The following is a 25,409-nucleotide window of genomic DNA, read 5'->3' as shown; positions in this document are numbered from 1 at the left end:
CGCTGATCCTCGTCGGGGCAGCCGGCACGCCGCCCTGATCCTTCCAAGAATTCGATCTGGAGAACTGCGATGAAGAACTTCATCCAGCCGGGCGACACGTTGACCGTGCCGGCCCCGAGCGGCGGCGTCGACAGCGGCGACGTAGTGATCATCGGCGCGCTCATTGGCGTCGCCGGTTCGACGGCGGCTGTCGGCGTGCCGGTGGCCGTCAAGACCAAGGGCGTGTTCGAGTTGCCCAAGGTCAGCGCGCAGGCATGGACGATCGGTGCGCCGATCTACTGGGCTGCCGCTGGTAACGCGACGACCGTGTCGACCGACAACACGCTGATCGGCTACGCGACCGAGGCCGCGGCCAACCCGTCGGCCGTCGGCCGCGTCCGGATCGGCTGACGTCGACCCCATCCAGGTAGGTCACCTCAATGGCGATCGACTTCGACACCCTGGTGCTGGGCCCGTGCATGAACGCGTTCGCTGTCGACGCGCTCCTGCTCCAGCGGGTCTCGGCCCCGGGTGCGCCGGCCGCCCCGATCCGCGGCGTCTACACGCTCACGCCGCAAGATATCGTCGACGACTTCGGCGGCAGCCAACGCGCCGACGGTTACACCTTCGGCGTCCGCGTTTCCGAGTTCGGCAACCCGGCTGTCACCCGAGGCGATCAGATCAGCAACATCGATCTGCCCTTTCTCGCAGGACGCACGTTCACCATCGAGGACACGGGCGATGACGACGGCTACGGCCATCAGCTGTGGGTGCTGAAGGAGGACGACCTCACGCCGCCGGAGACGGACGATGACCCCTGAGGCCATCGAGATCCGTGATGCCGCGGTCGCGCTGCTGGCGGATAATGGAGGCCTGTTCAAGCTCGTCTCGATCGTCCCGGTCGACGTCGAGCCTGACGACCAGCTGCCGTCGCTGATGGTGATGGCCTGGCGCGAGCAGGCCAAGGCCGATGGCGACGCTTTCTCGGGCGAGCCGCACTTCGTCAACGACCTGACGCTCGTCTTTGCCTTCAAGGTCAAGGCCAATGCTCGCGAGGCAACCGCAGCGCCGCTCTACAAGCGCATGCGCTGGGTGCTGAACAAGCTGCTGACGTCGCCCGCCTGGCTCGCGCACATCGAGGGCGTGACCAGCTACTCGAGCTCGGTCTCGATCCCGCGCGACGGTGAGACCTGGTTCGCCCAGGGCACCATCGAGATGCAGGTGCAGTTCTCGACGCGCTGGGAGCCGGTGGTGCCCGACGACTACCTGGGCACCGACCTCGTTGCCCGCCCGTTCGGCCACGACGCCAACACCCCCGAAATCCGGGTGACGCTGGACCAGGTCCAGCCCGACTGAGGAATCCCCCATGTCCGAAATGCGAGTTCGGCCGGCCCGCAAGGGCATGGGCCTGCGACACCCTGTTGCCGGCGATCTGCCCGACGAGGGCGGCCTGTGGCCGGCCGACCAGTTCACGTTCGCCCGCATCGTCGACCGCGACATCGTCGAGGCACCCGACGACCCGCCAGCGGACGCGGTGCCCGCTGACGATCCGAAGCCGGCCGGCCCGGCGCTCAAGAGGAGCTGACCGACATGGTTTCGTTCACCGACACGCCGTTGAATTGGAAGGTGCCGCTGCTCACGATCGAGGTCGATCCGAGCCAGGCGGGCACGCCGACCTTCCCGCAGTTCATGCTCATCCCCGACTACAAGCTCGCCGCCGGCACCGCGCCGGCGAGCGTGCCGGTCTCGCCGGGCAACGTGAATGCGGCGAAGGCAATGTTCGGAGACGGCTCGCCGCTGGCGCGCGCCTTCGAAGCCGCGTTCCGGATAAACAAGAGCGTGCCGATCGTCTGCCTGCCGGTGGCCGAGCCGGGCGCCGGCGTCGCGGCAACAGGCACCATCACACTTGCCAGTGCGCCGAGCGCGGCCGGGACGGCCTACCTCTACATCGCTGGCCAGCGGGTGTCGGTAGGTATTTCGGCCAGCGACACCACCGCCCAGGTGGCCACCAAGATCGCAGCCGCCATTACCGCCGTGACCACGCTGCCGGTGACCGCTGCTGCCGCCACGAACGTCGTGACGCTGACGGCGAAGTGGAAGGGCATCACCGGCAACGACATTCGGGTCGAGGACAGCGTGCTCGGCGTCAACGGTGGCGAGGTTTTGCCGGCCGGGCTGGCACTCACCTACCCGGCCAACAACGTTCTGGCCGGTGGCACCGGCGTGCCGGACTGGACGGCGGCCATCGCGGCGCTCCAGGACGAGGCTTACGACTTCGTGGCGTTGGCGCACACCGACACCGGCAGCCTCGGCGCCTGGGCGACGGAGTACGGCTTCAGCGCGTCGGGCAGGTGGGGCTGGTTGCGCCAGACCTATGGCTCGGTGTTCTCGGCGCGGCGTGACACCTACGCGAACCAGGTCAGCTGGGGCGCGGCGCTGAACCATCCGGTGATCTCGGTGCTCGACGTCGAGGTTCGCAGCCCGACGCCGATCTGGGAGTGGGCGGCCGCTTACACCGCGCGCGCCGCGACGGCTTTTGCCGCCGATCCGGCCCGGCCGCTCCAGACTCTTGCGCTCACCGGCGTCATGCCGGCGCCGAAGGGCGCCCGCCGGTCCAAGACCGAGATGAACGGGTTGGCGCAGTCCGGCATCGCCATTCAGGCGACCAACGCAGATGGCACGCCGGCGATCATGCGCGAGCAGACGCTCTATCAGCGCAACAGCCTCGGCCAGCCCGACAACGCCTATGAACTGGCGACGACGCTACACACGCTCGCGGCGATCTTCCGCCGGCTCCAGCAGGCGATAACCAATCGCTACCCCCGGCACAAGCTGGCCAATGACGGCACGCGCTTCGGCCCCGGCCAGGCGATCGTGACGCCCAAGATCATCAAGGCCGAGCTGATCGCGGTGGCTCGCATCATGGAATATGACGGCCTGATGGAAAGCCTAGCCGCCTTCAAGGCGGCCCTCATTGTTGAACGGGCGAACGACAACCCGAACCGGGTCAACGTTCTCTATCCCCCGGACCTGATCAACCAGCTGCGCCACCTGGCCGTGCTGGCACAGTTCCGGCTCCAGTATTCCACGCTCGACGAGGCGGCCGCGGCCTGACGGCCGGCGACTCCAGGAGGATAGAACATGGCTGGGATCGCAGGCATCGCCTACGTCAAGGTGAGCGGTCGCCAATACCCGCTGAAGGGCAACTTCACAGTGGGCACGACGATGATCGAACGCACCGGCATCGCGGGGCAGGACGGCTTCCACGGCTTCAGCGAAATGCCGCGGGTGCCCTACATCCAGGGCGACATCTCCCTGGCGCCCGACGTGTCGGTCGAGGTTCTGGCGGCAATGACGAATGAGACGGTCACCGCCGAGCTGCGCAACGGCAAGACCTACGTGCTGCGCGAGGCCTTCACCGCTGGCACGCGTGAGCTGAACACGTCCGAGGGCCAGGTGCAGGTCCGCTGGGAGGGGGCGAGCATTGACGAATTCTGATGGTGATAAGGCGGCCGAGATCACCTGGCCCTACGTCCACACCTTCGGCCGACCGGTCGAGGTCCTGAAGGACCGGGAAACCTCGATCATGCTACGCGAGCCGACGGTCAAAGACCTGCTGCAGCACGGCGTTCTCGACGGCACCATGAACGCCGAGCAGATGATCGGCCTTATCGCCGATCTGTCGGACTGGCCGCCGCCCAAGATCCAGGCGCTCCCGGGCGTCGAGGGAATGCGCTTGTCCGCGGTGCTCTCCCGTTTTTTCTCCAGCGCGGCCCGATAGAAGACGGCCTCGACGAGGTCTTGCAGATCGGGCTGGCCTATCGCTGCTGGCCCCTGTCGGTGTCGCCGGACATGCTCAGCCCTGACCTGCGGGCGATGATCGTGCTGCGCACGAACGCCCTGCTGGCCCGGGTGCGTTCCGCCGAGGATGATGATGGCTGACGAGCTTCGCCTTCCAGTCCGCGTCGTCAACGAGTTCAGCTCGCCGCTGGCGAAGCTGCGCAACGAGATGCAGTCCGTCGCCCGCGGGCCCGGCTTGCAGCAGATGCGCAAGGATTGGGCCGGCGTCCGGACGCAGGTCATCGACGTCAGCCGCGAAGTGGCGACCGGCCTGACGCCGGCTATGGTCGGAGCTGGAGCGGCCTCATTTGGTGTCGCTACCGCGATCACGGCGGTGGCGCTGGGGGTGCGCAACTTCGCGCTCGGCGCGCGCAACGTTCAGCTGTTCAGCCAGGAGACCGGGATTGCGTCGCAGAAGCTGCGCGTGCTCCAGTCGCTCGGTGAACGTTTCGAGATCGACCCGAGCCAGATGCAGGGCTCGCTGAAGGTCTTCTCGGAGAATTTCGACAAGATCAAGCGCAACGTCAGCGGCATCCAGATGGAGCTGCGAGCGCGCGGCGCTGGCGGCCTCGCCAACGACATCCTGTCGGCGAAGGACGTCAACACCGCCGTGGAACGTGCCTTCAAGGGCCTCGCGCGCATTGCCGATCCGCACCGCCGCCAGGAGATCGCCAAGCTCCTGTTCGGCGACGAGTTCTGGTCGACCATCGCCGGCTCTCTCGGCGCGAACATCGACAAGGTCCTGCGGGAGATCCAGGACCGCATCTCGAAGCTGCCCGCGGGGACCGACGCGGCGGCGAACGAGTTCGTCGAGAACATGAGCAAGATCCGCGAGGCCATGGAGGGCATCCGGGTCAACGCCATCGGCCCCCTGCTGCCGGACATCGCCCAGCTGATCGGTGCCCTGGAGAAGCCTCTTACCTGGGGCGGCGCCGAAATCGTCAATACGATCAAGACGCTGCGCGACGCGATCCGGGATGCAAACAAGGCCTATAACGAGTTCGCGAACGGCGAGATCGGCAAGGGGCTGAGCACCCTCGGCTTCTCGTGGGCGCCGCCGATGCAACCGTTGCCCGGCGCACGCGGCGAGGCGGAGAAGACGGCCCGCGATCGCCTCGACGGTCTGACGAAGCAGTTCGACAAGCTGAACGGCGCGATCGATGCCGGCAAGATTACCGGCGGCGCGCGCGAGAACGCAATCGGCCAGCGTGACCGGCTTGGCGAGGAGATCCGGAAGCTGACCGAGGAGCTGGTGAAGCTCAGGCAGCAGGGCGCTACGATCCAGCAGCAGAGCTGGGGCGGCACCGGCATCGGCGGCGGCGCGGCTACGATCCAGACGGCGGCGTTCGGTGGGATTGGGGCCGGCTTCGGCGGCGGCCCCATGGCGGACCTGCGGATGCAGGGCTCGATGCAGGAGCGCATGGGCGCTGTAGCGGCGATGCGCAGGCGGTTCGGCTCGAGCGGCGCCGCGGCGGCCAGCGGCGGCGAAGAGGATGGAGATGCGCCGGCTTCGGGGCGCACCGAGGCGCTTCCTGGCGCGCGGGCGCCCGATGCCGCGCGGAGGGCGGCAAGGACGAATCCGTTGCCCGGTTCTTCCGGTTCGTCAGCGATACCTGAGATCAACGCGAGCGCGCCGGTGCTGCCGCGGAACGCTCCGGCCGGAGTCGGGCGCAGCAACATCTCCCGCGGGACCAACCCTGACGTGGTCGCGTATATCCGAGCTGCGGCGCTGAAACGCGGTATTGATCCCAATGTTGCGATCGCCGTCGCTAACAGCGAGGGATTGCGGGGATACGACCCCGACAAGATGAAGGTCGACCGTGGAGGCGACTTTGGGACGTCCTTCGGGCCGTTTCAGCTGCACTACAAGAGCAACATTCCTGGCGTCCGGAACGCGGGCTTGGGCGACGTCTTCACAAGGAGGACTGGCAAGCACGCCAGCGATCCATCATCCTGGCGCGAGCAGATCGATTTTGCCTTAGACGAAGCGCGAAAGGGCGGTTGGGGTCCGTGGCATGGGGCTCGCAACACCGGCATTCCCAACTGGGCTGGGATCGGTACCGTGAAGCCACAGGATGTTAGCCCAGAGCCGCGTCGACGGAATGACGAGGCGCAGGGGTTCGATGATCGCCGAACTCGGCGGCCGGCACCTGAGGACTACTCTGCTCCGTGGGATAATCGCTTCCGAGCCGGTGACGAGATGATGCGGCAGTCAGCCAGGGCGTTCGGCGGTCTAGTACCGACCGGCAGAACGGAGCACTCGGCCAAGATCGACTTAACGATCAACGGGCTGCCTACGCCCAATTTCCGGGCTCGGTCGTCACTTGAAGGGATGTTTCGGCAAGTCAATGTGTCAGCCGGAAAGGGGCAGATGGTGAAGCCCCATGTGCCGGGTGAGGAGATCTAGCTACAGTTGGCCCGGCACTTCGAACCGATCACTTTAAGATCCTCGGTCGTTTCAATTTCGATCACCTTCCCACTGGGCGTAGTCCAAAGAAGTTGGCATTGAGCCTTCCCCGTCGGATAGCAGATCTCGATCTCAGGATAGTGGGCGCACCTAGTGTCTTGGTCGTCCAGGCATCTGCCTTTGACGCTTGTCATGTCGGCCGGCTTGAACCCAAGGGCAATTAGGCTGCTCTTCGCGTCGTCGTAGAGCGTTCTTTTGGGGAAACTGGGCAGCTTCTCCGCCGCCCCCGCCGCTCCCGGCGCGATGCAGGCGAGTGCCAGAACAATGTATCGCAGGCGCATCCCCCAGCCCTCCCCAAGTCCGGGGGAGGGAACCACGGGCAGGGGGTCAGTGCAACTCGCCGGGGTCCTCGGGCGGCTCGTCGTATTGCAACAACCCGAGCCCGGTCAGCGCCTCGCGCAGCAGGAAGAGGGCCGCTTCGTCGCGCGGGGCCTTGAAGGGCTCGCTGGAACGGAACTTGTCAGGCGGCCTTCTTGAGTTTGGCCGGCGCCAGGCTGAGATCGAGAGCTTTCATGACGGCCAAAGTTGTTTCCAACGTTGGGTTTCCTGTCCCGCTCAGAGACTTATAGAGCTGCTCTCGATTGAGGCCGGTCGCGGTCGCGATCTTGCTCATACCCTTGCTGCGCGCGACGACGCCGAGCGCTGTCGCTATGTGCTTGGCGTCGCCGGTCTCGAATGCATCGGCCAGGAACACCTTGATGCCGGCCTTGCTGGTGAGCAGGTCGGCGAGGTCTAGATCTAGAAGCTTCTCAGCCATCGTCGTCGTCCTTCCATTCCTTCGCCAGCTTGATGGCCTGGGCGATGTCGGCCTGCTGGGTGCTCTTTGTGCCGCCGCACAGCAGGATGATGATCTGTGCGCCGCGGCGCCGGAAGTAGATCCGGTATCCAGGGCCATAGTGGATGCGCAACTCGCTGACGCCGGATCCGACCGGCTTGGCGTCGCCGGTGAGGCCGCTCTGAAGCCGCAACAGGCGGGCGGCGATTGCAGCCGAAGCCTTGCTGTCATTCAGCTTCTTGAGCCATTTGCTGAAGGTTTCGGTCTGCTTAAGCATGATTGAACGTAGTTTATAAACTACAAACTGTCAAGAGGCGATAGAGGATGCGACATGACCTGGCGTGACGATCTCCTGCCGGCGTCGTTCCGCGGCGTGCCGTTTCATGTCGAGACGGCGGGCCGCACAGGAGGTCGACGCAGCGTGCTGTTCGAATTCCCGAAGCGGGACGATCCATCGACCGAGGATATGGGGCGGCGGGCCAAGCGCTTCGGCGTGACCTGCTACCTGCTCGGCGGCGACTACAACGACCAGGCCGACGCGCTCGAGGCCGCCTTCAATGCGGAAGGCCCCGGGCTGCTTGTTCACCCGACCATGGGCGAGCTCAACTGCGTCTGCGAGGCGTCCAATCGGACCGAGCGCCGTGGGGAAGGCGGCATGGCCACCTTCGACTGCACCTTCGTCGAAACAGGATCGGCCATGGGCACGCGCATCGGCGAAGCGACGCAGCAACTGCTGATGGGGCAGGCGACCAGCGCGGCCGACACGATCAAGCGCAACGGCGATGCCGGGCTGGCGAGGGCGAACGTAGGATGAAGCAATCCGAGGTCAACGAGGCCGCGACGCTGCTGCGTGCGCTGCTGCCGCTGCTGGTGGATGCGGCGACGCTGCCAACGTCCGATGCGGCGGCGGACCTGCGCCGCGCCACCGGCGCGCTCAGCACCAATGCCGCGGCGCGGATCCTCGACGCGACGGCCATCTCGGCGATGGGCGACTGCTTCGTCTACGCGCTCAACGCCGGCATCGGCTTCGACGGATGGGGGCGGGTGCGGACGTCGGCGCTGCTGAACTCGCCGTCGTCGACGCCGGCGGCCATCGTGCTGACGTCGTTCGTGCGCCTGTCGCTTGCCTGGCAGTCCTATCTGGTCGCCACGCTCGAGCCCAAGAGCCGCGCCGAGGTCGACACCTATCGCGATCAGCTTAACGCCAGCTTTGAAGCGGCCGAGTTGGCCGCATCCGACGACGGCGACCATGAGGGCTATCGCGCGCTGGTGGGCCTGCACGCGGCGGTGATCCGCGATCTGACCACGCGGGCCCGGCCGCTGCCGCGCATGCTCGGCTATTCGCTGCCGGCGACGCGCCCGGCGCTCTGGCTGGCCAATCGGCTCTACGGCGACGGCTCGCGAGCCGACGAGCTCATTGCCGAGAACCGGGTCATCCATCCGGCCTTCATGCCCATGCGTGGGCGGGCGCTGTCGGCCTGACCATGGCAGATGCGCCCGTTCCCAACCCGCCGAAGTCCGGCGGGAGCGCTGCTGCGCCTGCTACCGGCGCGGCCGCGCCGCTGCTGTGCGAGGTCCGCACCACCTCCGGCGTCTACCGCGACTGGATGGTTGTAATCGTCCAGTACGGCATGGAGACGGGGGTCTTTAGGAATTTCCGGCTGATCATCGCCGAGCCGGGCGACCGCAAAGGCAACATCATCGCCAGCCTCCGGCTGAAGCCGGGCGACCGCGTCGACATCGCCCTCGCCGGCAAGCTGGTGATCAAGGAGGGCTACATCCTCAACCGTCAGGTGGCCTTCGACGCCGGCCGTCACGCGGTGCAGGTCGACGGCTACAGCAAGGCGGCGCCGTTCATGGATGTCTCGGTCGAGCCGCGGCAGTACCGGAACACGACCTATGAGGGGATCGCCAACTCGGTGCTCGGCAAGCACGGCATCGGCTTCCGCATGGGCAAGGTGCCGGACGGCGCCAACGACCCGTTCCGCAATGTCCTCCCGCAGTACGGCGAGACCGTTTTCGGCTTTCTCTCGCGCTTGGCTCGCCGGCGCGGCCTATGGCTCAGCACCGAGGCGGACGGCACGATCGTCGCGGGCGAGCCCCAGGCGTCCGGCTCCGGCGCCCTGATCGAAGAGGGGCGCAACATCCTGGCTGGCCAATGCTCGATCCAACTGCCGAGCGTCAACGAGGTCATCGGCCGCTCGCAGGAGCCCGGATCGGACAGCCTGTTCGGCAAGGTGCCGTCGGAGCGTTCGGCCCGGGCGCAGGTCTCCGGCGGCGTCGACGGCAAGCGGATCGTGCTGGCCGAGGGCGCGGCGAGCCAGAAGGAGACGCAGAACCGCGTCAACATGGAGGTGGCGGCCATCCAGGCGGCCGCCTTTCGCGCCACCATCACCTTGCAGGGCTGGCTGAAGCCGTACGGCAGCGGGCTTTGGGAGCTCGGCGACACCGTCGCGGTGAAGTCGCCGACCCTGTTCCCGACCGAGGGGGGCGAGATGCAGCTGCGCGTCTGGTCGGTCACCTACAAGCAGAGCAACGAGGGCGGTACGACGACCGACATCGAGTTCGTCAACGACGCCGCATGGAAACTCCAGTTCGCCCCCGTGGATGGCGGGAGCAGCTACAGCCCTGGCGCCAGCCAGGCGCAGCCGGAGACGACAACCTGATGCGAACGGACTTCGACGATCTCGCCGGCCGGAGCTACAGCGGCGTCTTCCGTGGCACGCTGGTCAAGGCGAGCGACAACACCAAGATGCAGGAGCTCGAGATCCGCGGTCGCTTCGGCGAGCGGATCACGAACGTCGAGCACTGGCATCCGTACGGCTCCTATTCTGTCCCCCTGGCGCCGAAGGACGGGAAGGAGGCCGAGGTGCTGGTCGCCAATCTCGGCGGCTCGGCCGACCACCCTGTCGTGCTCGGCGTTGCCGACCGCCGGCACCGGCCGACCGGGCTGCAACCAGGCGAAACCGGGCTCCACGATGATCAGGGCCAGCGCGTCCACATCGGCCGGGATGGCATCGTGATCAGCGCACCCGACACCAAGAGCATCACCGTCCAGATCGGAGGCGTCTCCTTCAAGGTGAGCAAGGACGGCGTCGACATCACCGGTGGCTACGTCAAGCACAACGGCCGCATGATCGACGCCACGCACCGGCACGACGGCGTGCAGCCGGGCGGTGGGAACACCGGCGAGCCGCTGGCATGACCGACGCGCGTCTCGTCACCATCATCACGCCCGAGGCGGTGACGCTCGACCTGCTGCTGACGGCAGCCGGCGAGCTCGACACGACGCAGGAGCTGGCAACGGCGGTCACCGTGGCCTTGGGCACCGACCGACTTGCATCGCCTGACGACGAATTGCCGGGCCTCGACGACAACGACCGCCGCGGCTGGTGGGGCGACGTCGACGCCGAGACCATCCACGACGGCTGGCCGATCGGCTCCCGGCTCTGGCTCCTGGCGCGCACCGCTATCCGTGGCGTTGCCGCCCGACAGGGGTCGACGCTGGCCAAGGCCGAGGCCTACGCGCGCGAGGCGCTGCGACCGTTCGTCGATCGAAGGATCGCCAGCAAGGTCGACGTTGTCGCCGAGCGCGTCGGCACCGATCGCATCGACATCGTCGCCACGCTCCACCGCGGCCCGCTGCCGGCGATCCAGCTGCGATACGCCGACCTATGGAACGGGATCCAGGCCTGACCCATGCCCTTTGATGTGCCGAAGCTGGCGGACCTGCGCCGGCTGAACCGCGACCACATCGCAGCGTTCCTGCCGGGCGCCGACGCGTCGGTGCCGAACTCGGTGCTGCGGGTGCTGTCGGATGCCGACGCGGGCCTTGCGACGCTGGTGTTCCTGTACCTGTCCTGGCTTTCGGGCCAGCTGCTGCCCGACACCGCCGAATCCGAATGGCTGGACCGGCACGGCCGGATCTGGCTGGGCGGCCGCAAGACGCCGACCTTCGCCGGCGGCCTCGTCTCCTTCACGGGAACCGAGGGCACCATCGTGCCGGAGGCGACGCGGCTCGCCAGCGGCTCCGTCGAGTATGAGACGCTCGACCCGATCACGCTCGGACCCGGGCCGACGCAGGCGCCGGTGCGCGCCCTGACGGCCGGCACGGTAGGCAATCGCGATGTCGGCGCCACGCTGAACCTCTACGAGCCGCCGCCGCTGATCGATGGCCAGGCGCTCGTCGTCGCCATGACCGGCGGCACCGATGCGGAGGCCGACGACGATCTGCGGGCCCGCGTGCTGGCGCGTATCCGCATGCCGCCGATGGGCGGCGCGGCGCACGACTATGTGCAGTGGGCGCTGGAGATCCCGGGCGTGACGCGCGCCTGGTGCTCGCCCCTCGAGATGGGCATGGGCACGGTGACCGTGCGGTTCATGATGGACGAGCTGCGCGCGGGAACAGGCGGCTTTCCGACGGCGGATGACATCGCCTACGTCGCCGAGCAGCTCGACGCGGTGCGGCCCGTCGCCGTGAAGGACTTCTTCGTGCTCTCGCCGGTGCCGGAGCCGGTCGACTTCACGCTCGACAGCCTCAACCCGGACACCTCGGCGATCCGCGCAGCGATCACGGCCAACGTGGCGGCGATGCTGCGCGAGCGGGCACGGCCGGCCTTCAGCCTGAACGGCATCAGCCAGGGCGCCCAGACGATCTATTCGGAGTGGGTCTCCGCAGCGATCTACGCGACGCCCGGCGTCGACAACTTCGATCTCGACATGGCCGATCACGTGATGCCGTCGCCGGGACACATGGCCGTGCCCGGCACGATCACCTGGCCGGCGTAGGCAGCGCGCCATGCCCTGGATCACTGCCGCCGGCGAGTTGTTCAGCTCGTCGGTCCAGCTGACGGCCGACTTCGTCGATAGCGACGACGGCACCAAGTTCTGGCGCCGCTCCGGCGATGACTATGCCGAGGCGCTGGCCAACCTGCTGCCGGTGGGCGTGGCGTGGCCACGTGATCCCGAGTCGGTGCTGATGCAACTCGTCGCCGGGCTGGCGCAGACCTGGGGCCTGGTCGATGGCCGGGCTGCCGATCTGCTCCAGATCGAGAGCGATCCGCGCTACGCGGACGAGATGCTGCCGGATTGGGAGAGGGCCTTCGGGCTTCCCGATCCTTGCGTCGTCGAGCCCCAGACCGAGGACGATCGGCGCCAGGCGCTGGTGGTCAAGATGACCTTCGTCGGCCGCCAGGACCGCGGCTTCTTCACCGGCATCGCCGCGGCACTCGGTTACCGGCTCCGCATCACCGAGCACGCACCGTTTATGGCCGGGCTCTCGCAGTGCGGCGACACCCGCGACGCCGACGGCGATTGGCGCTGGGAGATCGGGCCGCCGGAGATCCGGTTCGTCTGGACGGTTCGCGTGCTCGAGGTGCCCGAAGGCGCGCTCGCGACGGACATCGACTGCATCTACCGCCGCTACAAGCCGGCGCACACCGACTTCGTGCTCGACCTGGGCGCCGTCACCCCGTGAAAGCTGAGAGCTGAGAATGGATTATGTCTCGCCCTTCAACGACGGAGGCGACACCAACGCCGGCTATCCGGACGCCAACCCGGCGACCGGCGTCGAGGGAGCAATCCCGCGCGGCCGCTCGCTCGAGCATCCGCTGCGCGAACTGGTGGGCGTCATCGACAAGTCGCGCATCGCGCGGTCGGGTACGGACCTGCTCCAGGTCGCGCGCGGTGTCCGCAGCCAGCGCATGAACTATGTGCCGGCCTTTGCCGGCGGCATTGGCTGGGGCGTCTCTGGGGGTGTCCTGGCGGTCTCGTTGGACCCGGCGCCGACGACCATCGCCGACATGATCGGCATGGTGCTGCGGGTCGACATCAGCATCGGCGGCGTCGCCTTCGACCAGATCAACGTCAACAGCCTCGGCGCCTATCCGGTCAAGACCTTCCGCGGTCAGGTGCCCCTTCCGGGGGACTTCCCGCTCGGCTCGGTGCCGTGCGTTTGCTTCAACGGCTTGGCCTGGGTGCTGCTGACGGTGCTCTATTCGGAGACGCCGTCGTTCCTGCCGCTCGGCGCAACCGTCTACGTTCGACCGGACGGCAGCAACGACAACGACGGCCAGGCCAACACGCCGGACCATGCCTTTGCGAACATGGACGGCGTCACCTCATTCGCGCGGCGGTTCGTCGGCGCCAATCGCCTTGCCGTGTTCGTGGCGGCCGGCACCTACCCCGGCTGGGTCGCGGACAGCTTGCAGATCGGCCTCGACATCGTCGGGACCGGCAACCCCACGTTTGCGATAAGTTCGCTTCCGGCCGGCCGCCGCGGCTGCGTCGAGGTCTTGCGCGGCACCGACGTCAACATGCTGGGCGTTGCTATCACTTCGACTGCGGCCAGCTCCTATGGCCTCGTCGCATCGCGGAACGCCCTGGCCCGGGTCAAAGGCGTGGATTTCGGCGCAGCACCACTCGCCAACATCCTGGCGCAGCAGTCCTCGACGGTCACCCTGGCGGGCAGCATCCAGTTCACTTCGACGGCCAGCCGCAATGCGGCCATCTCGGCGGATTCGGTGTCGTCGGTGGTCTGGGACGAGGCCGACCCGCCAACCATCAACATCACCGCAGCGACGCTGCCGGTGTCGGTGGCGTTCGTCTCGTCCTTCCTCGCCGGCATCGTGCGGCTCAACGGCGCCACCTTCGTGAACGGCGGTGTGGTGGTGGGCAAGCGCTACCTGGCGGCCGAGGGCGGCATCGTCTCGTCGTCGGGCGGGGGCGCCAGCTTCTACCCGGGCTCGCTCGCGGGCGATGCCACCACCGGCTTCTACTACTGAGCCCAGGCTCCTGCTCCTCCTCATGACCAACCACGCTCCAGAGGGCGCGCATTGGCGCGCGCATGCGCATGGCTGATCTACCGAAGATCGACGTCGGGTTCTTTCCAAATGACTTGTCCGGCGACGACATCCGCAAATCGTTTCAGAAGACGAACGCGGTCGTCGACAGGGTCAACCAGCTCGATCCCAAGGTCGCTGCGCTGGAAGTGGGAGCCGTCGTGTCGGGCGAGGCCATCGAAGCGGTCGACCAGAAGGCCCAGCTCGCATTCGACACGGCGACCTCGGCAGCCGCCGGCAACGGCGTCATCTGCAACACGCTCGACGAGCTGGAAGAGAACACCACGGCCCTCATCGGGCAGGTGATCGCCGATCCTGTGGGGACGAACAACGGCACCTATGCCCGCACCACTCCGGACAACCCCGCGACACCATGGATCCAGGTCAGCACCGCCACCGTGACCGCCCTGGACGCGCGCCTATCCCCCATGGAGATCGTCGTCGATGGCGCCAAGGTGCCTGTCGTATCGGGTGGCATCGTTGCGGAAGGCGGCCCGCTGCTCGACATCGTGAACAAGTTCGGCTTTGTGCTGGCGAGCCTGCTCCAGCGTGGCTTCGACGGTCAGGCGGTGCGCTGGAACTTCGGCATCGGCGACGACGGGACCATCTGGATCACCGATCCGAACGGGTTCAGCCCCTTCTACATCACCGCGGGCGGCGATGTGCAGGTCGCCTTCCGCCTGGCGCTGGAGCGGCGGCTCGATGTCGTAGAGGCCTCGCTCTTGCCGCCGACGCCGCCGGACGTGACGCCGCTCTATGGCCACGAGCTGTTCGTCGTCTCCGGCGAGATCATCCCGCTCCAGGTCCGGTCCATGCTGAAGGGACGCCGCGATGCGGCAACGGCCCTGGTCACCTTCTCGACCCGGCCGGATCAGCCGCTGGCCGGCTGGTGGCGAACGTCGGGCGAGCAGATCCTCATCGACGCCGACATGCTGCTGGCGACCACGGCGCAGATCACCGTGCGGCGCTTCGACACCATCCCCTTCTACCAGGTGCCGCTGGCCGTCAGCCGCAAGGTGGTGCCGGTGAGCGGTTCGCCGGCGCCCAAGGTGCTCCTCCTCGCCGACTCGATCGGCAACCGGGCGCTGGGCAAGTTCGTGGCGGACCGGCTGACGGCCTGGGGGTTCAACCCAACCTTCGTCGGCACGTTCAAGGGGACGGCTTCAGGAGACAATCTGGCCGAGACCGGCCCGTTCGGCGAATGTCGGGAGGGATGGGCCTTCGACGACTTCACCGGCCGGTCGATGGATGCGGACGTCGCCAGCATCCTGGCGGCCGGGTCGGAGGCGGCCTATGCGGCCATGACCAAGGACCAGAAGCGGCAGATCAACCCCTATCTGCGCCTCGCCACCGGCGGCGACGATCCGGCCAGGATCGTGACCATCGGCGGCATCCCATACGTCTTCGACTTCGGCTTTTTCATCTCCCGCTTTGCCGGGGTCGCCGACCCCAAGATCCACGTCGAGAACCCGACCGTCATCTATATCCAGCTCGGCATGAACGACATCCTCGAGAGCACCTCGACGGCCGAGCTGCTGACGCGGGTGGAGTACGGCCTCGCCGTGATGCTCGACAGCATCCGCGCCACGCTGCCGACCGTGCCGATCGGCGTCGGCTTCACCGGCGTGCCGCGGGTGACGCTCGACGATGCCCGCTGGAGCGACCTTCACATGCCGCTGACCCAGGCGCTCATCCGCATCGTCGAGGCGCGGCAGGCGAGCGATGCCAACCTGCACCTGGTCTCGGTCTGGGCGCACATGTCCCAGGACGTCGGCTACCTCACCAGCGGCACCATGAATGGCGATACCGGCGCCATCACCGCCACGGTTGCCGACCCCACCCATCCCAGCGGCGAGAACCGGGACCAGATGGCCCAGCGCGTCGCCGCCTTCATCGCCAACGTTGTCTGAGAGGATCCCATGGGCGGAGTGCTGACCGTCGACCAAGCGTCCTACCTGCCGAACGCACGCGCCTTCCGCGCCCCCGTCGAGGACGGGTTGCTCGCCCTTGGCTTTCCGGGCGGCGGCGCCGACCAGACCGTGCGCAACCTGGCCCGCGGCGGCCTCGCCGACGGCGCCATCGTGGGCACGCCCACCTTCAGTCCCTTCTGGGCGAGCTTCGATGGCCCCAACAGCGCGCTCGAGCTGCCGCAGGTCGACCTGGCGGTGGCCTCCTACGCAGTGGCGGCGCGCTCGACCACGGCGAACACCTCGCAGTCGAGCCAGCCCATCTTCATGGGCACCTTCAATGGCAGCGGCGCGGCGGCAGGATCGACGCTCTACGTCACCAGCACGACCGTGATCCGCGGCAATGCGGCGACGACGGACGGCAGCACGACGCAAGGGCACACGATCGATGTCGCGGCGACGCCCGGCAACTGGAACTTCCTCGGCTTCGACTTCGACAATGCCGCGCAGGCGATCCGGAACATGACGACCGGCGCGAAGACCAGCGGAAACCACGCCGGCGGCTTCAACGCCCGCGTCACCAACGGCAAGAACATCCGGGTCGGCGCCGGCTACGCCAGCTTTGCCGGCGACTGCGACGTGTTCTTCTATGCCCTCTATAACCGCCGGCTCAGCGACAACGAGTGGGCGGCGCTGTACAGCCGCATCAAGGCTATCGCCGCCGGTCTGTCCTCACCGATCGCGATCTAATCCTCGTCTTCGATCCAGCTTGCGTAGGACGGGATCGGGAGCCACGCCATGATGGCATCGGCGTCGATCTCGTTGCCGAAGACGGTGTCTGCCCAGACGTCGTTGCTGAACACGGCGACGATCGGGGCGGGCGTCTCGCCCACTGTAATCGCGAGGAGGAGAACCTCTCGTCCATCTCGCTGCTCGGTCGGCATTGCGCCATAGCCAAGCCACTCACCTGCCGCTGTCGGGCAGGCCTCCTGCGCTTCCGCCGCGTTGTTCATTGTCGTTATCCAAAGCCCTTAAGGCATAGGGACTACTTCGCCGGCTTAGCCGCTGTCCAGACAACTTTTGGCGAAGGTGGCCTTCTCGCGGCAACCGTGCTCAATCGTCTTTGTTACGCGCCGCTGACGAGTAAAATTTAACAAAGGCGAAGATTAGAACGAAAACGAGCAACATGAATACCGGTATCACAAGAGAGTTTCCGGACATCGTGGCCTCCAATATCCCGTCGATATCGACCTGCAAAGCTCGTCAGCCCCGTCCACAATAGCCAAGCGAACCTGACCAGCGGGCTCCGGTCTGTTGTCGATCGTTGGCGCCGGATATCGCTCGTCCGAAAAGGCCGCCGCGATCAGGGCTAGATAGATGCTGGCGGCGAATAGCACCGCCACAGCAACGATCGCGATCCACACCCACCTGTCGCCCCGATCGCGCATCGCGCCACGCCCTCTTCGTCGCCCGATTCCCGAAGCCCCACCCTTGCATCCTGACCAGCGCCTGCCCAGCCGGCGGGCGCTTCCGCTTGGAGATTCCCCGACATGACCACGCTGGAGATTCAGCGCGCGCTGGCTGCGCGCGGGTTCAACCCGGGCCCGCTCGACGGGCTCTGGGGGCCGAAGACGAAGGCGGCTGTGGTCGCCTTCCAGCGCTCGGCCGGCCTCTACCCGGACGGCATCGTCGGGCCCAAGACGACAATGGCGCTCGAGGTGCCGTGGCCGCCGGCGAGTGGCAGCGATCCGGCGCCGCCTCGGCAGTCCTCGTCGGCCATCGGCTTGGCCGCGCTGATCAGCCGGGAAGGGCGCAAGCTGACCGCCTATCGCGACAGCGTCGGCATCTGGACGATAGGCATCGGCCACACAGCTGCCGCCGGCGCGCCGGTGCCCTACAGCGGCCTGAAGATCACGGCCGCTGAGTGCGATGCGATCTTTGCGCGGGATATCGTGAAATACGAGGACACGGTGCGCGACGTGATCAACGTCACGCTGGCCGACCACCAGTTCGATGCGCTGGCGTCGATTTGCTACAACATCGGGCAGGGCGGCTTCTCGACGTCCACCTTCGCGAAGCGCATCAACGCCGGCGCCTCAGCCGCGCAGATCCGCTCCGCCATCCTCAGCTGGCAGAAGCCGGCGGAGATCAAGAGCCGTCGCACCGCCGAGGCTGACCAGTTCGCCACGCCCTACAGCGTTCGGTTGCCCAAGGGCAGGTCGACGGACGCCTCGCCGATCAAGCTGGCGGCCTGATCAATGCCGCTTGCTCCGGTCCTTTGGCAAATTTGCCGCAGCATCGAGAAGATGACGTCCAAGCTCGCTTGCTGTCTCGACCGTCAGGAAGAGAGCAATCGAGCGTCGTTCGGTCAATTCCGACGGGCTTTCGTGTTCACCTGGCACGACTAGTTCCAGGCGCATACTAGCCAGGCCGCCTGACGCAACGCAATCGCCGCGAGCCACGAACCAAACGCCTAGTTCGTCTTGTGTCTGATCATCTACCGGCACAGCGGACCTCATTCGCTTGCGGGAAGGCCAATCGTTTCACAATAGCGCCCAGGGTAATCCGCAGCCCAGCGCGCTTGACGTCGCAACCCAAGGAAAATGGAGACACGTATGAAAATGCACCTCGCAGTGGCCGTTGCCGCGTGCGCGCTGGCGCTCGCCGCGTGTAACCCCGCCCGGATCGACGCCTCGGTGTCGAGCACGGCCAACAAGGCCGCGAGCGCCTGCCCCTATGTGCTCGCCGGCATGGCGATCGCCGCCACCACCGGCAACGCCAAGATCCAGAGCGCCGCCGCCCAGGTCGCGCCCGTGGTCATCACCACCTGCTCGGCGCTCCAGGCCGGCCAGATCGTCGACGTGCAATCGGCCGGCGCCGCCATCCTCAACGCCTACGCCTCGCTGCTCGCGGCCGGCGCCATCGCCACGAAGGCTTGACCATGGACATCAACAGCATCCTCCAGGGCCTGCGCTACCTGCTGCTCGCGGCCGGCGCCATCCTCGTGCAGCGCGGGGTCACCGACGATGCCACCGTGCAATGGGCGATCGGTGGCGTGCTCGCTATCGTGCCCGTGCTCTGGGGCTTCTGGGCTCAGCGGCCGACGGCGAAGATCGCCGCGACCGCCGACCTGCCGCAGGTGGTGAAGCCCATCGTCACGGACCCCGCCACGGCGGCGAAGATCGATAAGCCGAACGTGGTGTCCGGCCCGCCCGGGGCCTGACCATGATCGTCGTCCGCCGCATGGTCGTCGACCTCGGCAAGCACTTTGCCGTGCGGGCGTCCGAATGGGGGCTCGCCGGCATGGCCGCCGGATATGGTGTCGCTCTGCTCTGGCCGGGCGACACCTTTGGCACGTCGGCGAGCTACAGCTTCATGGCGGCCCTTGCGAACGAGGCGACCTGGGGCCTCGCCGCCCTGACGATCGGGCTGATCCGCCTGATGGCCCTGTTCATCAACGGCACCTATCGCAGGTCGCCGCTCATCCGCGCCGGCACGGCGTTCCTCTGCGTCGGCTTATGGACCGCAATCGCTCTCGGCCTATCGGCGGGCGACGCTCGTGCGCCCGCCACCGGCCTGGCCATCTATCCCGTGCTCGCGGCGCTCGACATCTGGAATGTGTATCGGTCGATGCGGGACGGGGGCGAGCATGGCGGGCGTACCTGATCCGGGTGATACCCTCTCGTGGGGGCAGGTTGCGGCGGCCATTTTCACGTTCGTGGCGGCGGTCATTGCCGCGCTCGCCGGCAAGCTGAAGAGCGAGGCGCCGCCGAAGCCCAGGCCCATCGAAGCCGACAATATCGTCCTCGCCGGCGCGGCGATCGCCGACACCAAGCCGATCCGGGAGCTCGGCGCCGCGGTTCTGGCGCTCGCGGAGAAGAACCAGCGCATGGCTGTGGCCGCCGAGCGGCAGGCAGTCGCGCTCGAGGCAATGGCTGCGCACACCGAACGCGCCGCCAACGCGCAAGAGGCGGTCGCCAAAGCCCACGACGAGATGCGCGAGATGGGCGAGCGGTGGATCGAGAAGCAGGAGGAGCGCTACATCCGCTCGCTCGAGGGGCAGCTGTCAGCCGCGCGCAAGTCCTGAGGTTCGCGCGGGCTCTACACCCCCTGGCGCTCGGGCAAGTTGTCCTGCCCAGTCCAAGCGCGCCGCGTCAACTCCGCCCGAAGCTTGTCGCGCAGGAAGATGTGCCTGGCTTGGATTGTCTCGAGTTCCGCCAGGATCTCGGCGGCAAAAGCGGCGCTCTGGCCGCGCAGGCTGAGATCTGCGACGAGTTCTCGCTGTCGCGCGACTTGGGTCGCGCCGCCGACGATGTCCGCCTCGAGCTCCATTAAAATTTGATCGATATTCGGCATGGTGCGCCTCCCATGGCCATCAGGCGGGAGCACACTTGGTCTCGCAGCCGCCGGCGCCCGGGTGATCCCATGCCGACGATGATCTGATCTGGGGGCGGGCGGCCCGGATGTCGAGTCGGAACCGGCGTGCCGCGCGCACGTTGATCCGGGCACGAGTCCAACTCCGAACTTTGGCCCCGGCCGCTCACGCGGTTGGGGCCGTCTGTTTCGCGCCCCGGCCCCGAAGCCGCGAGAGCGGGGCGGCCAAGGGATCTTGCTGATGGCGTCCTATGCACAGAAGGACCCCTCCGATACGCTCTAGCGAACGCGCGACGGGCGCGCGCCGCAACGAGCATGCATTGAATGGCAGAGGGACGGCAATCGCTGACGCAAGCGGTGTATGAGGCGGCGGGCAGCCGCCCGGAGCCGCACGACCCCGCGGCACTGCTGGCCGCTATCGTGGAATCGTCGGAGGATGCGATCCTCAGCAAGGACCTGAGGGGCATCATCACCAGCTGGAACGGGGGCGCGCAGCGGCTCTTCGGCTACACGGGCGAGGAGGTGATCGGCAAGTCCATCACTATCCTTATCCCCGAAGATCGCCTCAGTGAAGAACCGGCCATCCTGGCCCGCATTCATGCTGGCGAGCGGGTCGACCACTTCGAGACGATCCGGCGGCGCAAGGACGGCACGCTGCTCGACATCTCCCTCACCATCTCGCCGGTGCGCAGCGCCGACGGACGGATCGTCGGAGCCTCGAAAGTGGCCCGTGACATCACCGAGCGCAAGCGTGCCGCCGAGCGCCAGGCGCTGCTAATGCGCGAGATGCATCACCGCATCAAGAACCTGTTCGCTCTCGCCGGCGGCCTCGTTACCCTCGCCGCCCGCACCGCCGACTCGCCGGCGGCACTCGCCCGCGCGGTGAAGGAGCGGCTCATTGCCCTGGCGCGCGCCCATGAGATGACTCTGCCGAGTCTCCATGACGGCCATTCGCTGACCGAGCCGAGCACCACGCTGTTCAGGCTGCTCGAGGGCCTCGTTGCGCCATATCGGGATGCGGACAACGCGCGCGCGGTCGTTGCCGGGCATGACGTGGAGGTCGGGGCGCGCAACCTGGTCAACCTGGCGCTGCTGTTCCACGAATTCGTGACCAACGCCGCCAAATATGGCGCGCTCAGCGTGCCCGAGGGCGGAATCGCCATCAGCACGCTGCTTGTCGACGACACGCTGCACCTGACCTGGGCCGAGAAGGGCGGACCGCTGGTTACGCCACCGGACGGGATCACCGGCTTTGGCAGCCGGCTCGAGCACTCCATCAAGGGCGCGCTTGGCGCGACGATCCTGCGGGAATGGCGACGCGACGGCCTGGTAATCCGGCTGTCTATTCCCATCAGCGTGTTGAGCGCTGCGTCGGGCTGAGGTCGAGAGGCGCTCAACTGTGCCGACTGAACTCACGGTCTAAGCCGCTGGCTTTCCCATGGCCCGCCAATGCGCGCCGGGCTACCTCTGCCCTCAGCTTGTCGCGGAGGGAGATCTGCTTGGCTTGGATATCCTCCAAATCCTGGAGGATCATGGCAGCGAAATCAGATGAATCACCGGAAGCTCGGAGCTCGTCGATGACCTCGTGCTGACGGGCCATCTGTTCCTCGCAGGCGAGGATGTCCAATTCAATCTGCTCAAGCTGTGCCAGGACATTCGGCATGGCGCGCCCCTCCCGTGTATGGCGTCAGGTGGGAGCACATCATCACTCTGCCGCCGGCGCGGGCTCCCATCCTGCCGGTCACGGGCGGCATGTAGGGATGGGCGCAGGGGATCGCAAAAAAAATCGAGACGGCCCCTTGACCCTCAATTCCGCCTCCATAAATCGATGCTCGCCAAGGCCAAAAAGGCTTGGTTCATAAGGGCCGCCGGGTCATTCGGCGGCTTGTCGTACCCCATGTTGCTCGTTGGAGGATGTGGTTATGCGAACCTTCGATATGACACCCTACTATCGTTCTTCGATCGGCTTCGATCGCCTCTTCGACATGCTGGACACCGCGGCCAACCGTGCGGACTGGCCGCCGTACAACATCGAGCGGACGGGTGAGGACGCCTACCGCATCACGATGGCGGTCGCCGGCTTCGGCCAGGCCGACATCGAGCTGACCCAAAACGGAAACACTCTGGTTGTGGTGGGCCAGCGCGCGCAGGACGAAGTCAATCGGCAGTGGCTCCATCAGGGCATCGCTGCCCGCGGCTTCAAGCAGACATTCAGTCTGGCTGATCACGTGCGTGTCGAGAGCGCCGACCTCGTCAACGGCTTGCTTTCGATTGACCTCCTGCGCGAGGTGCCTGAGCAACTGAAGCCACGGCGCATCGAGATCAGTTCCGGCGCCGCTGCGCAGGTGATTCCGGATAACCGTGACGAAGCCCCACACCAAGCCGCCAAGGCCGCGTAGCGGGCGCACGGTCAATCCACCCCGAAACTGCGTTCCTTCACCTCCCGGCATCGGCCGGGAGGCCTGAATGCGGAGATTGGAGATGACGTTAGAAGCTGATGAATACGTGCTTGGCGCGCCGAAAATTGTCTTCGTTTCGCCTAACTATTTCTCCCCCTTCGACGTTGTGCGCGATCCCGCGCTTAGCACGGCCGAGAAGAGGGCGATCCTAGCCGAATGGGCTTCCGACGCCCGAGCGCTTCCCAACCTGCCGACTTACCGCCAGCTCGACAATGGTGCGCTGCTGCAAGTGGCCGAGATTATGGAGGCCCTCAACACCCTGGATCCCGAGACCAAGGCGCTGCCGCAAGCTCCAGTGCGGCGGTGGTCAAGAGCCGGGGCATGGAAACGGCGCATGGTACGGCGACATCGAAACGACGACGATGACGACCCGCCGCCGGTGCCGGCGCGCATGCCGCGACCGGCACCGAGCTCCCCCCACGCAGAAGCCGTAAGCCCTGTCGCAGCGTAGTTCTGAAGGTCAGTCGCTGTTGCGATAGCCTGCCCCGGCACCGCGAGGTGACCGGGGCTTTTTGCGTTCCGTCATCCTTCCCAGCGGGTGTCACCCGCAGCGATTGCAAGTCGCACCCCGTGCCCTAAAGTGCAGCCTCTGCATGGGGGGCGTGGCGTATGGCAGAGAATGGCCTGACGAGGGTGATATTGCTTAATCGGTTGGTTAGTCTTTCCACCAGCCGGGCCCCTCCGGACCAGATCCCCCCGACGTTGGCGGGGCGCGAACTCATCCAGATCCTCCAGCATCGGAGGGAAGCAAATGTCGCTATCGAATTTCTAGGGGCGACCGACGATGAGGACGAGGCAGTACGGTTGCGGAACGGCGCAGGGCACAGCTTCATCCGGCTTTCGCAAATTCGGGTCTCGTTGGCTGGTGACTACGCGTATGCCACACTCTTGTTCGAGCACGTTGACGACACCGTCCGGTCGTTTCCTGTCGTGAATACAATGACGTATGCGGGGCGGGAGATCGGAGGAGATCCGTCAGAGTGGGGAAGCACGGCGGCCCACATGGTTGTCCGCTTCCCGGTCGAGTCGTACGACGACGGCAACTATCGATGCGCAGTCGAGCCGCACTCCCCCATCACGCGCAGCCTGATGCAGACGTTCCTTTCACGTCAGCTAAGGCGGTACGCTAGTTCGGTCGAACTTTCATTCGATGCGACCGTGCAGGGAAAGCGAGACCGTAGGCCAAAACAGGTGCCGTATCGATTCCATCCCAAACTTGAGCTTTGGGCCGATGTGGGTCGCGGGATGAATCTGGTCGGCGGCAAAGGCACCGTTCTGTCCCATATGCTCTTTACGAAGAGATCGGAGGTTCAGTCGATCCACCACGGGACCACGTTAAGCCACGAGGAGGTGGTGGCCGACGTCGACATCAAGGTGTCCGCGAAGCAGGGACCAGAGGATGCCGACGCGCGCAGGTCCTGGCTAGCCGATGTCCGCAAATTTTTCGAGCAGAAGGGCTACAAGGCAAAGCTCTACTATCGGCACGCCGGCGGCGGGACCCTTTCCGGTGGCCTACATCATTCCATCGAGGGTGCGGCGGACATTTTCATGTGCCCAAAGGAGTTGATCGCGCTCACTCTTCCCCCGAAGCGGTGGCAGCCCGATATCAACGACGAGATCGCTTCGAAAATGAAGGACCTTGTGGACAAGGACCAGCTATGGGAACGACGCAAGTAGGGCTGACCGATGTACGGCACGGGCGACCGCCGTCGCGTTCGCGGTTGCTCGCGCCACTTCGCTACCTCCAAATTCGCCATCCCGAAAAGGAGAGGTACGATTTTCTCATCCCGGTCATAGCGACGCTGGCCGCATGGGCGTTGTATATGGTCGTCACGCCCCGGATAGCGCTGTTCGGCGACGCCGGTCTGCTGAAGTTCACCCGCGACATTCTCATCATGGGTGTGCCATTCATGGTCGGGGCCCTCGCATCGGTCGCAATGGGGTCGCCTGGAAATCATATGGATCGGAGGCCCGTCGGCGCCGAGCTTTGGCTAGATGGTGAAAGCCTAACGCTGCGCCAGTTCGTATGCTATTTGCTGGGTTACCTGTCGTTCGTGTCAATCGTTGTGCTTGCCGCTGCCGTCGGAGCCGAGCTCATGAAGAAAGCCGTCTTTTCGTGGACGGCCGGATATCCAGTTATTCGATTCTACATAATGGCCGCTGGATCGTTGCTTCTGTGTGGAATGCTTTCTGTGTTAAGCGTCACTGTTCTTTGGTCTCTTTATTTTCTAACCGATATCGTGAATAGGAAAAGTTCCTAGACCGGGCTTGCCTGCCCGCGCTTTCGCCCATCGCGTGCGGCGCCGACAGCCCGTTGGCCCCGCCCCGTCGCCAGCCAGTCGTGCGAGACGTGCAGCCCGTCGGCGATCGAGATGATGTCGGCATAGGGCGGCGGCCGGACGCCGCGGTACCAGGCGCGGGCGTCGACCGGAGCGCGGCCGGGCCAGCTGACGGCGCGTCGCAGCCAGGCGATGCAGTCCCGCTCGGAGGTCAGCCCCAGACGCTCGGCCATCAGCGGGCGCAGGCGATCGGCGAACGTCATGGCTCCTCCGGGGGAGGAAGGGCGGATTCGCCGTGCCGAGGATAGTGTCCTGTCGGTGTCCCGTTGGGTGAGATGAAGGTCTGGAGCCTACCGCCGCAGCCGCCGCATTTCACGGGCAGCCGCGCCCGGACGTAGCGCCAGTCGATGCCCAGCCGATCGACCAGGGCGGCGAGATCGACCTGCCGATGGCCGCAAGCCCTACAGTAGCCGTGGACCGAAAGATCATT

The 25,409-nt window shown here is 66.4% G+C and carries 35 protein-coding genes; 29 read left to right on the top strand and 6 right to left on the bottom strand.

What is annotated here, in order from left to right; translation table 11 throughout:
* Positions 1 to 69 precede the first annotated feature (69 nt).
* From IEW34_RS27310 to IEW34_RS27270, 9 genes are read left to right on the top strand one after another with little or no spacing between them, the layout of a single operon-like run.
* On the top strand, positions 70 to 390 hold the full coding sequence (locus IEW34_RS27310) for a DUF2190 family protein (RefSeq protein ID WP_188612395.1): 321 nt from the start codon (positions 70 to 72) through the stop codon (positions 388 to 390).
* A gap of 29 nt (positions 391 to 419) precedes the next feature.
* Positions 420 to 800 carry a head-tail joining protein gene (locus tag IEW34_RS27305; RefSeq protein WP_188612394.1) on the top strand — a complete coding sequence of 127 codons (381 nt, stop codon included), beginning with the start codon at positions 420 to 422 and terminating at the stop codon, positions 798 to 800.
* Positions 790 to 1,335, top strand: coding sequence for a hypothetical protein (locus tag IEW34_RS27300; RefSeq protein WP_188612393.1), 546 nt, complete (start codon positions 790 to 792; stop codon positions 1,333 to 1,335). Before IEW34_RS27305 ends, IEW34_RS27300 begins: the two co-directional genes overlap by 11 nt.
* 10 nt (positions 1,336 to 1,345) lie before the next feature.
* Entirely contained in the window at positions 1,346 to 1,564 is a 219-nt protein-coding gene (locus IEW34_RS27295) for a hypothetical protein (RefSeq protein WP_188612392.1), read from the top strand.
* A gap of 5 nt (positions 1,565 to 1,569) precedes the next feature.
* A complete protein-coding gene (locus tag IEW34_RS27290) occupies positions 1,570 to 3,093 on the top strand; it encodes a phage tail sheath C-terminal domain-containing protein (RefSeq protein WP_188612391.1) in 1,524 nt (507 codons plus the stop codon).
* 27 nt (positions 3,094 to 3,120) lie between these two features.
* Positions 3,121 to 3,477: a phage tail tube protein gene (locus tag IEW34_RS27285; RefSeq protein WP_188612390.1), complete on the top strand. Its 357-nt coding sequence runs from the start codon at positions 3,121 to 3,123 to the stop codon at positions 3,475 to 3,477.
* Positions 3,464 to 3,760 (top strand): phage tail assembly protein, encoded by a 297-nt coding sequence (locus tag IEW34_RS27280; protein WP_188612389.1) that lies wholly within the window; start codon positions 3,464 to 3,466, stop codon positions 3,758 to 3,760. Before IEW34_RS27285 ends, IEW34_RS27280 begins: the two co-directional genes overlap by 14 nt.
* Before the next feature lie 20 nt (positions 3,761 to 3,780).
* Positions 3,781 to 3,921 (top strand): hypothetical protein, encoded by a 141-nt coding sequence (locus IEW34_RS27275; RefSeq protein ID WP_188612388.1) that lies wholly within the window; start codon positions 3,781 to 3,783, stop codon positions 3,919 to 3,921.
* A complete protein-coding gene (locus IEW34_RS27270; protein ID WP_188612387.1) occupies positions 3,914 to 6,226 on the top strand; it encodes a coiled-coil domain-containing protein in 2,313 nt (770 codons plus the stop codon). Before IEW34_RS27275 ends, IEW34_RS27270 begins: the two co-directional genes overlap by 8 nt.
* A 520-nt stretch (positions 6,227 to 6,746) precedes the next feature.
* On the opposite strand, the gene IEW34_RS27265 is transcribed toward IEW34_RS27270, so the two are convergent.
* Positions 6,747 to 7,043 (bottom strand): addiction module antidote protein, encoded by a 297-nt coding sequence (locus IEW34_RS27265; protein ID WP_188612386.1) that lies wholly within the window; start codon positions 7,041 to 7,043, stop codon positions 6,747 to 6,749.
* Complete coding sequence (locus IEW34_RS27260) at positions 7,036 to 7,338, bottom strand: type II toxin-antitoxin system RelE/ParE family toxin (RefSeq protein ID WP_188612385.1); 303 nt, start codon at positions 7,336 to 7,338, stop codon at positions 7,036 to 7,038. The genes IEW34_RS27265 and IEW34_RS27260 overlap by 8 nt, the downstream gene beginning before the upstream one ends.
* A 54-nt stretch (positions 7,339 to 7,392) precedes the next feature.
* Between IEW34_RS27260 and IEW34_RS27255 the strand changes: the two genes are divergently transcribed.
* The 10 genes from IEW34_RS27255 (at position 7,393) to IEW34_RS27210 (ending at position 16,557) form a co-directional block, all read left to right on the top strand.
* Entirely contained in the window at positions 7,393 to 7,875 is a 483-nt protein-coding gene (locus tag IEW34_RS27255; RefSeq protein WP_188612384.1) for a DNA circularization N-terminal domain-containing protein, read from the top strand.
* Positions 7,872 to 8,543: a hypothetical protein gene (locus IEW34_RS27250; protein ID WP_188612383.1), complete on the top strand. Its 672-nt coding sequence runs from the start codon at positions 7,872 to 7,874 to the stop codon at positions 8,541 to 8,543. Before IEW34_RS27255 ends, IEW34_RS27250 begins: the two co-directional genes overlap by 4 nt.
* A gap of 2 nt (positions 8,544 to 8,545) precedes the next feature.
* Positions 8,546 to 9,727 carry a hypothetical protein gene (locus IEW34_RS27245; RefSeq protein WP_188612382.1) on the top strand — a complete coding sequence of 394 codons (1,182 nt, stop codon included), beginning with the start codon at positions 8,546 to 8,548 and terminating at the stop codon, positions 9,725 to 9,727.
* On the top strand, positions 9,727 to 10,266 hold the full coding sequence (locus IEW34_RS27240; protein WP_188612381.1) for a phage baseplate assembly protein domain-containing protein: 540 nt from the start codon (positions 9,727 to 9,729) through the stop codon (positions 10,264 to 10,266). The genes IEW34_RS27245 and IEW34_RS27240 overlap by 1 nt, the downstream gene beginning before the upstream one ends.
* Positions 10,263 to 10,757 (top strand): phage GP46 family protein, encoded by a 495-nt coding sequence (locus tag IEW34_RS27235; RefSeq protein WP_188612380.1) that lies wholly within the window; start codon positions 10,263 to 10,265, stop codon positions 10,755 to 10,757. Before IEW34_RS27240 ends, IEW34_RS27235 begins: the two co-directional genes overlap by 4 nt.
* A 3-nt stretch (positions 10,758 to 10,760) precedes the next feature.
* Complete coding sequence (locus IEW34_RS27230) at positions 10,761 to 11,849, top strand: baseplate J/gp47 family protein (RefSeq protein ID WP_188612379.1); 1,089 nt, start codon at positions 10,761 to 10,763, stop codon at positions 11,847 to 11,849.
* Between the two features lie 10 nt (positions 11,850 to 11,859).
* The gene (locus tag IEW34_RS27225; RefSeq protein WP_188612378.1) at positions 11,860 to 12,537 is read left to right on the top strand and encodes a YmfQ family protein; all 678 of its coding nucleotides are present in this window, start codon (positions 11,860 to 11,862) and stop codon (positions 12,535 to 12,537) included.
* 16 nt (positions 12,538 to 12,553) lie between these two features.
* A complete protein-coding gene (locus IEW34_RS27220; protein WP_188612377.1) occupies positions 12,554 to 13,843 on the top strand; it encodes a hypothetical protein in 1,290 nt (429 codons plus the stop codon).
* 68 nt (positions 13,844 to 13,911) lie between these two features.
* Positions 13,912 to 15,810, top strand: coding sequence for an SGNH/GDSL hydrolase family protein (locus IEW34_RS27215; protein ID WP_188612376.1), 1,899 nt, complete (start codon positions 13,912 to 13,914; stop codon positions 15,808 to 15,810).
* A gap of 9 nt (positions 15,811 to 15,819) precedes the next feature.
* Positions 15,820 to 16,557 (top strand): hypothetical protein, encoded by a 738-nt coding sequence (locus IEW34_RS27210; RefSeq protein WP_188612375.1) that lies wholly within the window; start codon positions 15,820 to 15,822, stop codon positions 16,555 to 16,557.
* On the opposite strand, the gene IEW34_RS27205 is transcribed toward IEW34_RS27210, so the two are convergent.
* Complete coding sequence (locus IEW34_RS27205; RefSeq protein ID WP_188612374.1) at positions 16,554 to 16,820, bottom strand: hypothetical protein; 267 nt, start codon at positions 16,818 to 16,820, stop codon at positions 16,554 to 16,556. The two genes, IEW34_RS27210 and IEW34_RS27205, sit on opposite strands and share 4 nt — an antisense overlap.
* A 537-nt stretch (positions 16,821 to 17,357) precedes the next feature.
* Here IEW34_RS27205 and IEW34_RS27200 point away from each other — a divergent pair.
* The 5 genes from IEW34_RS27200 (at position 17,358) to IEW34_RS27180 (ending at position 19,894) form a co-directional block, all read left to right on the top strand.
* Complete coding sequence (locus tag IEW34_RS27200) at positions 17,358 to 18,062, top strand: glycoside hydrolase family protein (RefSeq protein WP_188612373.1); 705 nt, start codon at positions 17,358 to 17,360, stop codon at positions 18,060 to 18,062.
* Positions 18,063 to 18,422: 360 nt separating this feature from the next.
* Positions 18,423 to 18,746, top strand: a complete 324-nt coding sequence (locus tag IEW34_RS27195) for a hypothetical protein (protein WP_188612372.1) — start codon at positions 18,423 to 18,425, stop codon at positions 18,744 to 18,746.
* Between the two features lie 2 nt (positions 18,747 to 18,748).
* Positions 18,749 to 19,030 carry a Pam3-gp28 family putative phage holin gene (locus IEW34_RS27190; protein WP_188612371.1) on the top strand — a complete coding sequence of 94 codons (282 nt, stop codon included), beginning with the start codon at positions 18,749 to 18,751 and terminating at the stop codon, positions 19,028 to 19,030.
* A 2-nt stretch (positions 19,031 to 19,032) separates the two neighbouring features.
* Entirely contained in the window at positions 19,033 to 19,473 is a 441-nt protein-coding gene (locus IEW34_RS27185; protein ID WP_188612370.1) for a hypothetical protein, read from the top strand.
* Positions 19,457 to 19,894: a hypothetical protein gene (locus tag IEW34_RS27180; protein ID WP_188609919.1), complete on the top strand. Its 438-nt coding sequence runs from the start codon at positions 19,457 to 19,459 to the stop codon at positions 19,892 to 19,894. The genes IEW34_RS27185 and IEW34_RS27180 overlap by 17 nt, the downstream gene beginning before the upstream one ends.
* Positions 19,895 to 19,908: 14 nt before the next feature.
* Here the strand turns inward: IEW34_RS27180 and IEW34_RS27175 are convergent, their stop codons facing one another.
* Positions 19,909 to 20,163, bottom strand: coding sequence for a hypothetical protein (locus IEW34_RS27175; protein WP_188612369.1), 255 nt, complete (start codon positions 20,161 to 20,163; stop codon positions 19,909 to 19,911).
* A gap of 342 nt (positions 20,164 to 20,505) precedes the next feature.
* Here IEW34_RS27175 and IEW34_RS27170 point away from each other — a divergent pair, with 342 nt between their 5' ends.
* Positions 20,506 to 21,561 (top strand): PAS domain S-box protein, encoded by a 1,056-nt coding sequence (locus IEW34_RS27170; protein WP_188612368.1) that lies wholly within the window; start codon positions 20,506 to 20,508, stop codon positions 21,559 to 21,561.
* Between the two features lie 13 nt (positions 21,562 to 21,574).
* Here IEW34_RS27170 and IEW34_RS27165 read toward each other — a convergent pair whose 3' ends face one another.
* Positions 21,575 to 21,844, bottom strand: coding sequence for a hypothetical protein (locus tag IEW34_RS27165; protein WP_188612367.1), 270 nt, complete (start codon positions 21,842 to 21,844; stop codon positions 21,575 to 21,577).
* A gap of 259 nt (positions 21,845 to 22,103) precedes the next feature.
* Between IEW34_RS27165 and IEW34_RS27160 the strand changes: the two genes are divergently transcribed.
* The 4 genes from IEW34_RS27160 to IEW34_RS27145 all read left to right on the top strand — a co-directional run bounded on the left by IEW34_RS27160 (position 22,104) and on the right by IEW34_RS27145 (position 24,901).
* Positions 22,104 to 22,580: an Hsp20 family protein gene (locus IEW34_RS27160; RefSeq protein WP_188612366.1), complete on the top strand. Its 477-nt coding sequence runs from the start codon at positions 22,104 to 22,106 to the stop codon at positions 22,578 to 22,580.
* A gap of 82 nt (positions 22,581 to 22,662) precedes the next feature.
* Positions 22,663 to 23,091, top strand: coding sequence for a hypothetical protein (locus tag IEW34_RS27155; RefSeq protein ID WP_188612365.1), 429 nt, complete (start codon positions 22,663 to 22,665; stop codon positions 23,089 to 23,091).
* Positions 23,092 to 23,249: 158 nt separating this feature from the next.
* Entirely contained in the window at positions 23,250 to 24,317 is a 1,068-nt protein-coding gene (locus tag IEW34_RS27150) for a hypothetical protein (protein ID WP_188612364.1), read from the top strand.
* Complete coding sequence (locus IEW34_RS27145; protein WP_188612363.1) at positions 24,299 to 24,901, top strand: hypothetical protein; 603 nt, start codon at positions 24,299 to 24,301, stop codon at positions 24,899 to 24,901. Before IEW34_RS27150 ends, IEW34_RS27145 begins: the two co-directional genes overlap by 19 nt.
* Here the strand turns inward: IEW34_RS27145 and IEW34_RS27140 are convergent.
* Positions 24,898 to 25,182: a hypothetical protein gene (locus IEW34_RS27140; RefSeq protein WP_188612362.1), complete on the bottom strand. Its 285-nt coding sequence runs from the start codon at positions 25,180 to 25,182 to the stop codon at positions 24,898 to 24,900. The two genes, IEW34_RS27145 and IEW34_RS27140, sit on opposite strands and share 4 nt — an antisense overlap.
* Positions 25,183 to 25,409: the final 227 nt, after the last annotated feature.

This window comes from Chelatococcus reniformis (assembly GCF_014640075.1).
In the GTDB taxonomy this organism is placed as follows: domain Bacteria; phylum Pseudomonadota; class Alphaproteobacteria; order Rhizobiales; family Beijerinckiaceae; genus Camelimonas; species Camelimonas reniformis.
The sequence above is the reverse complement of the archived record's forward strand: the minus strand, read 5'-3'. Positions and strand labels throughout refer to the sequence as shown.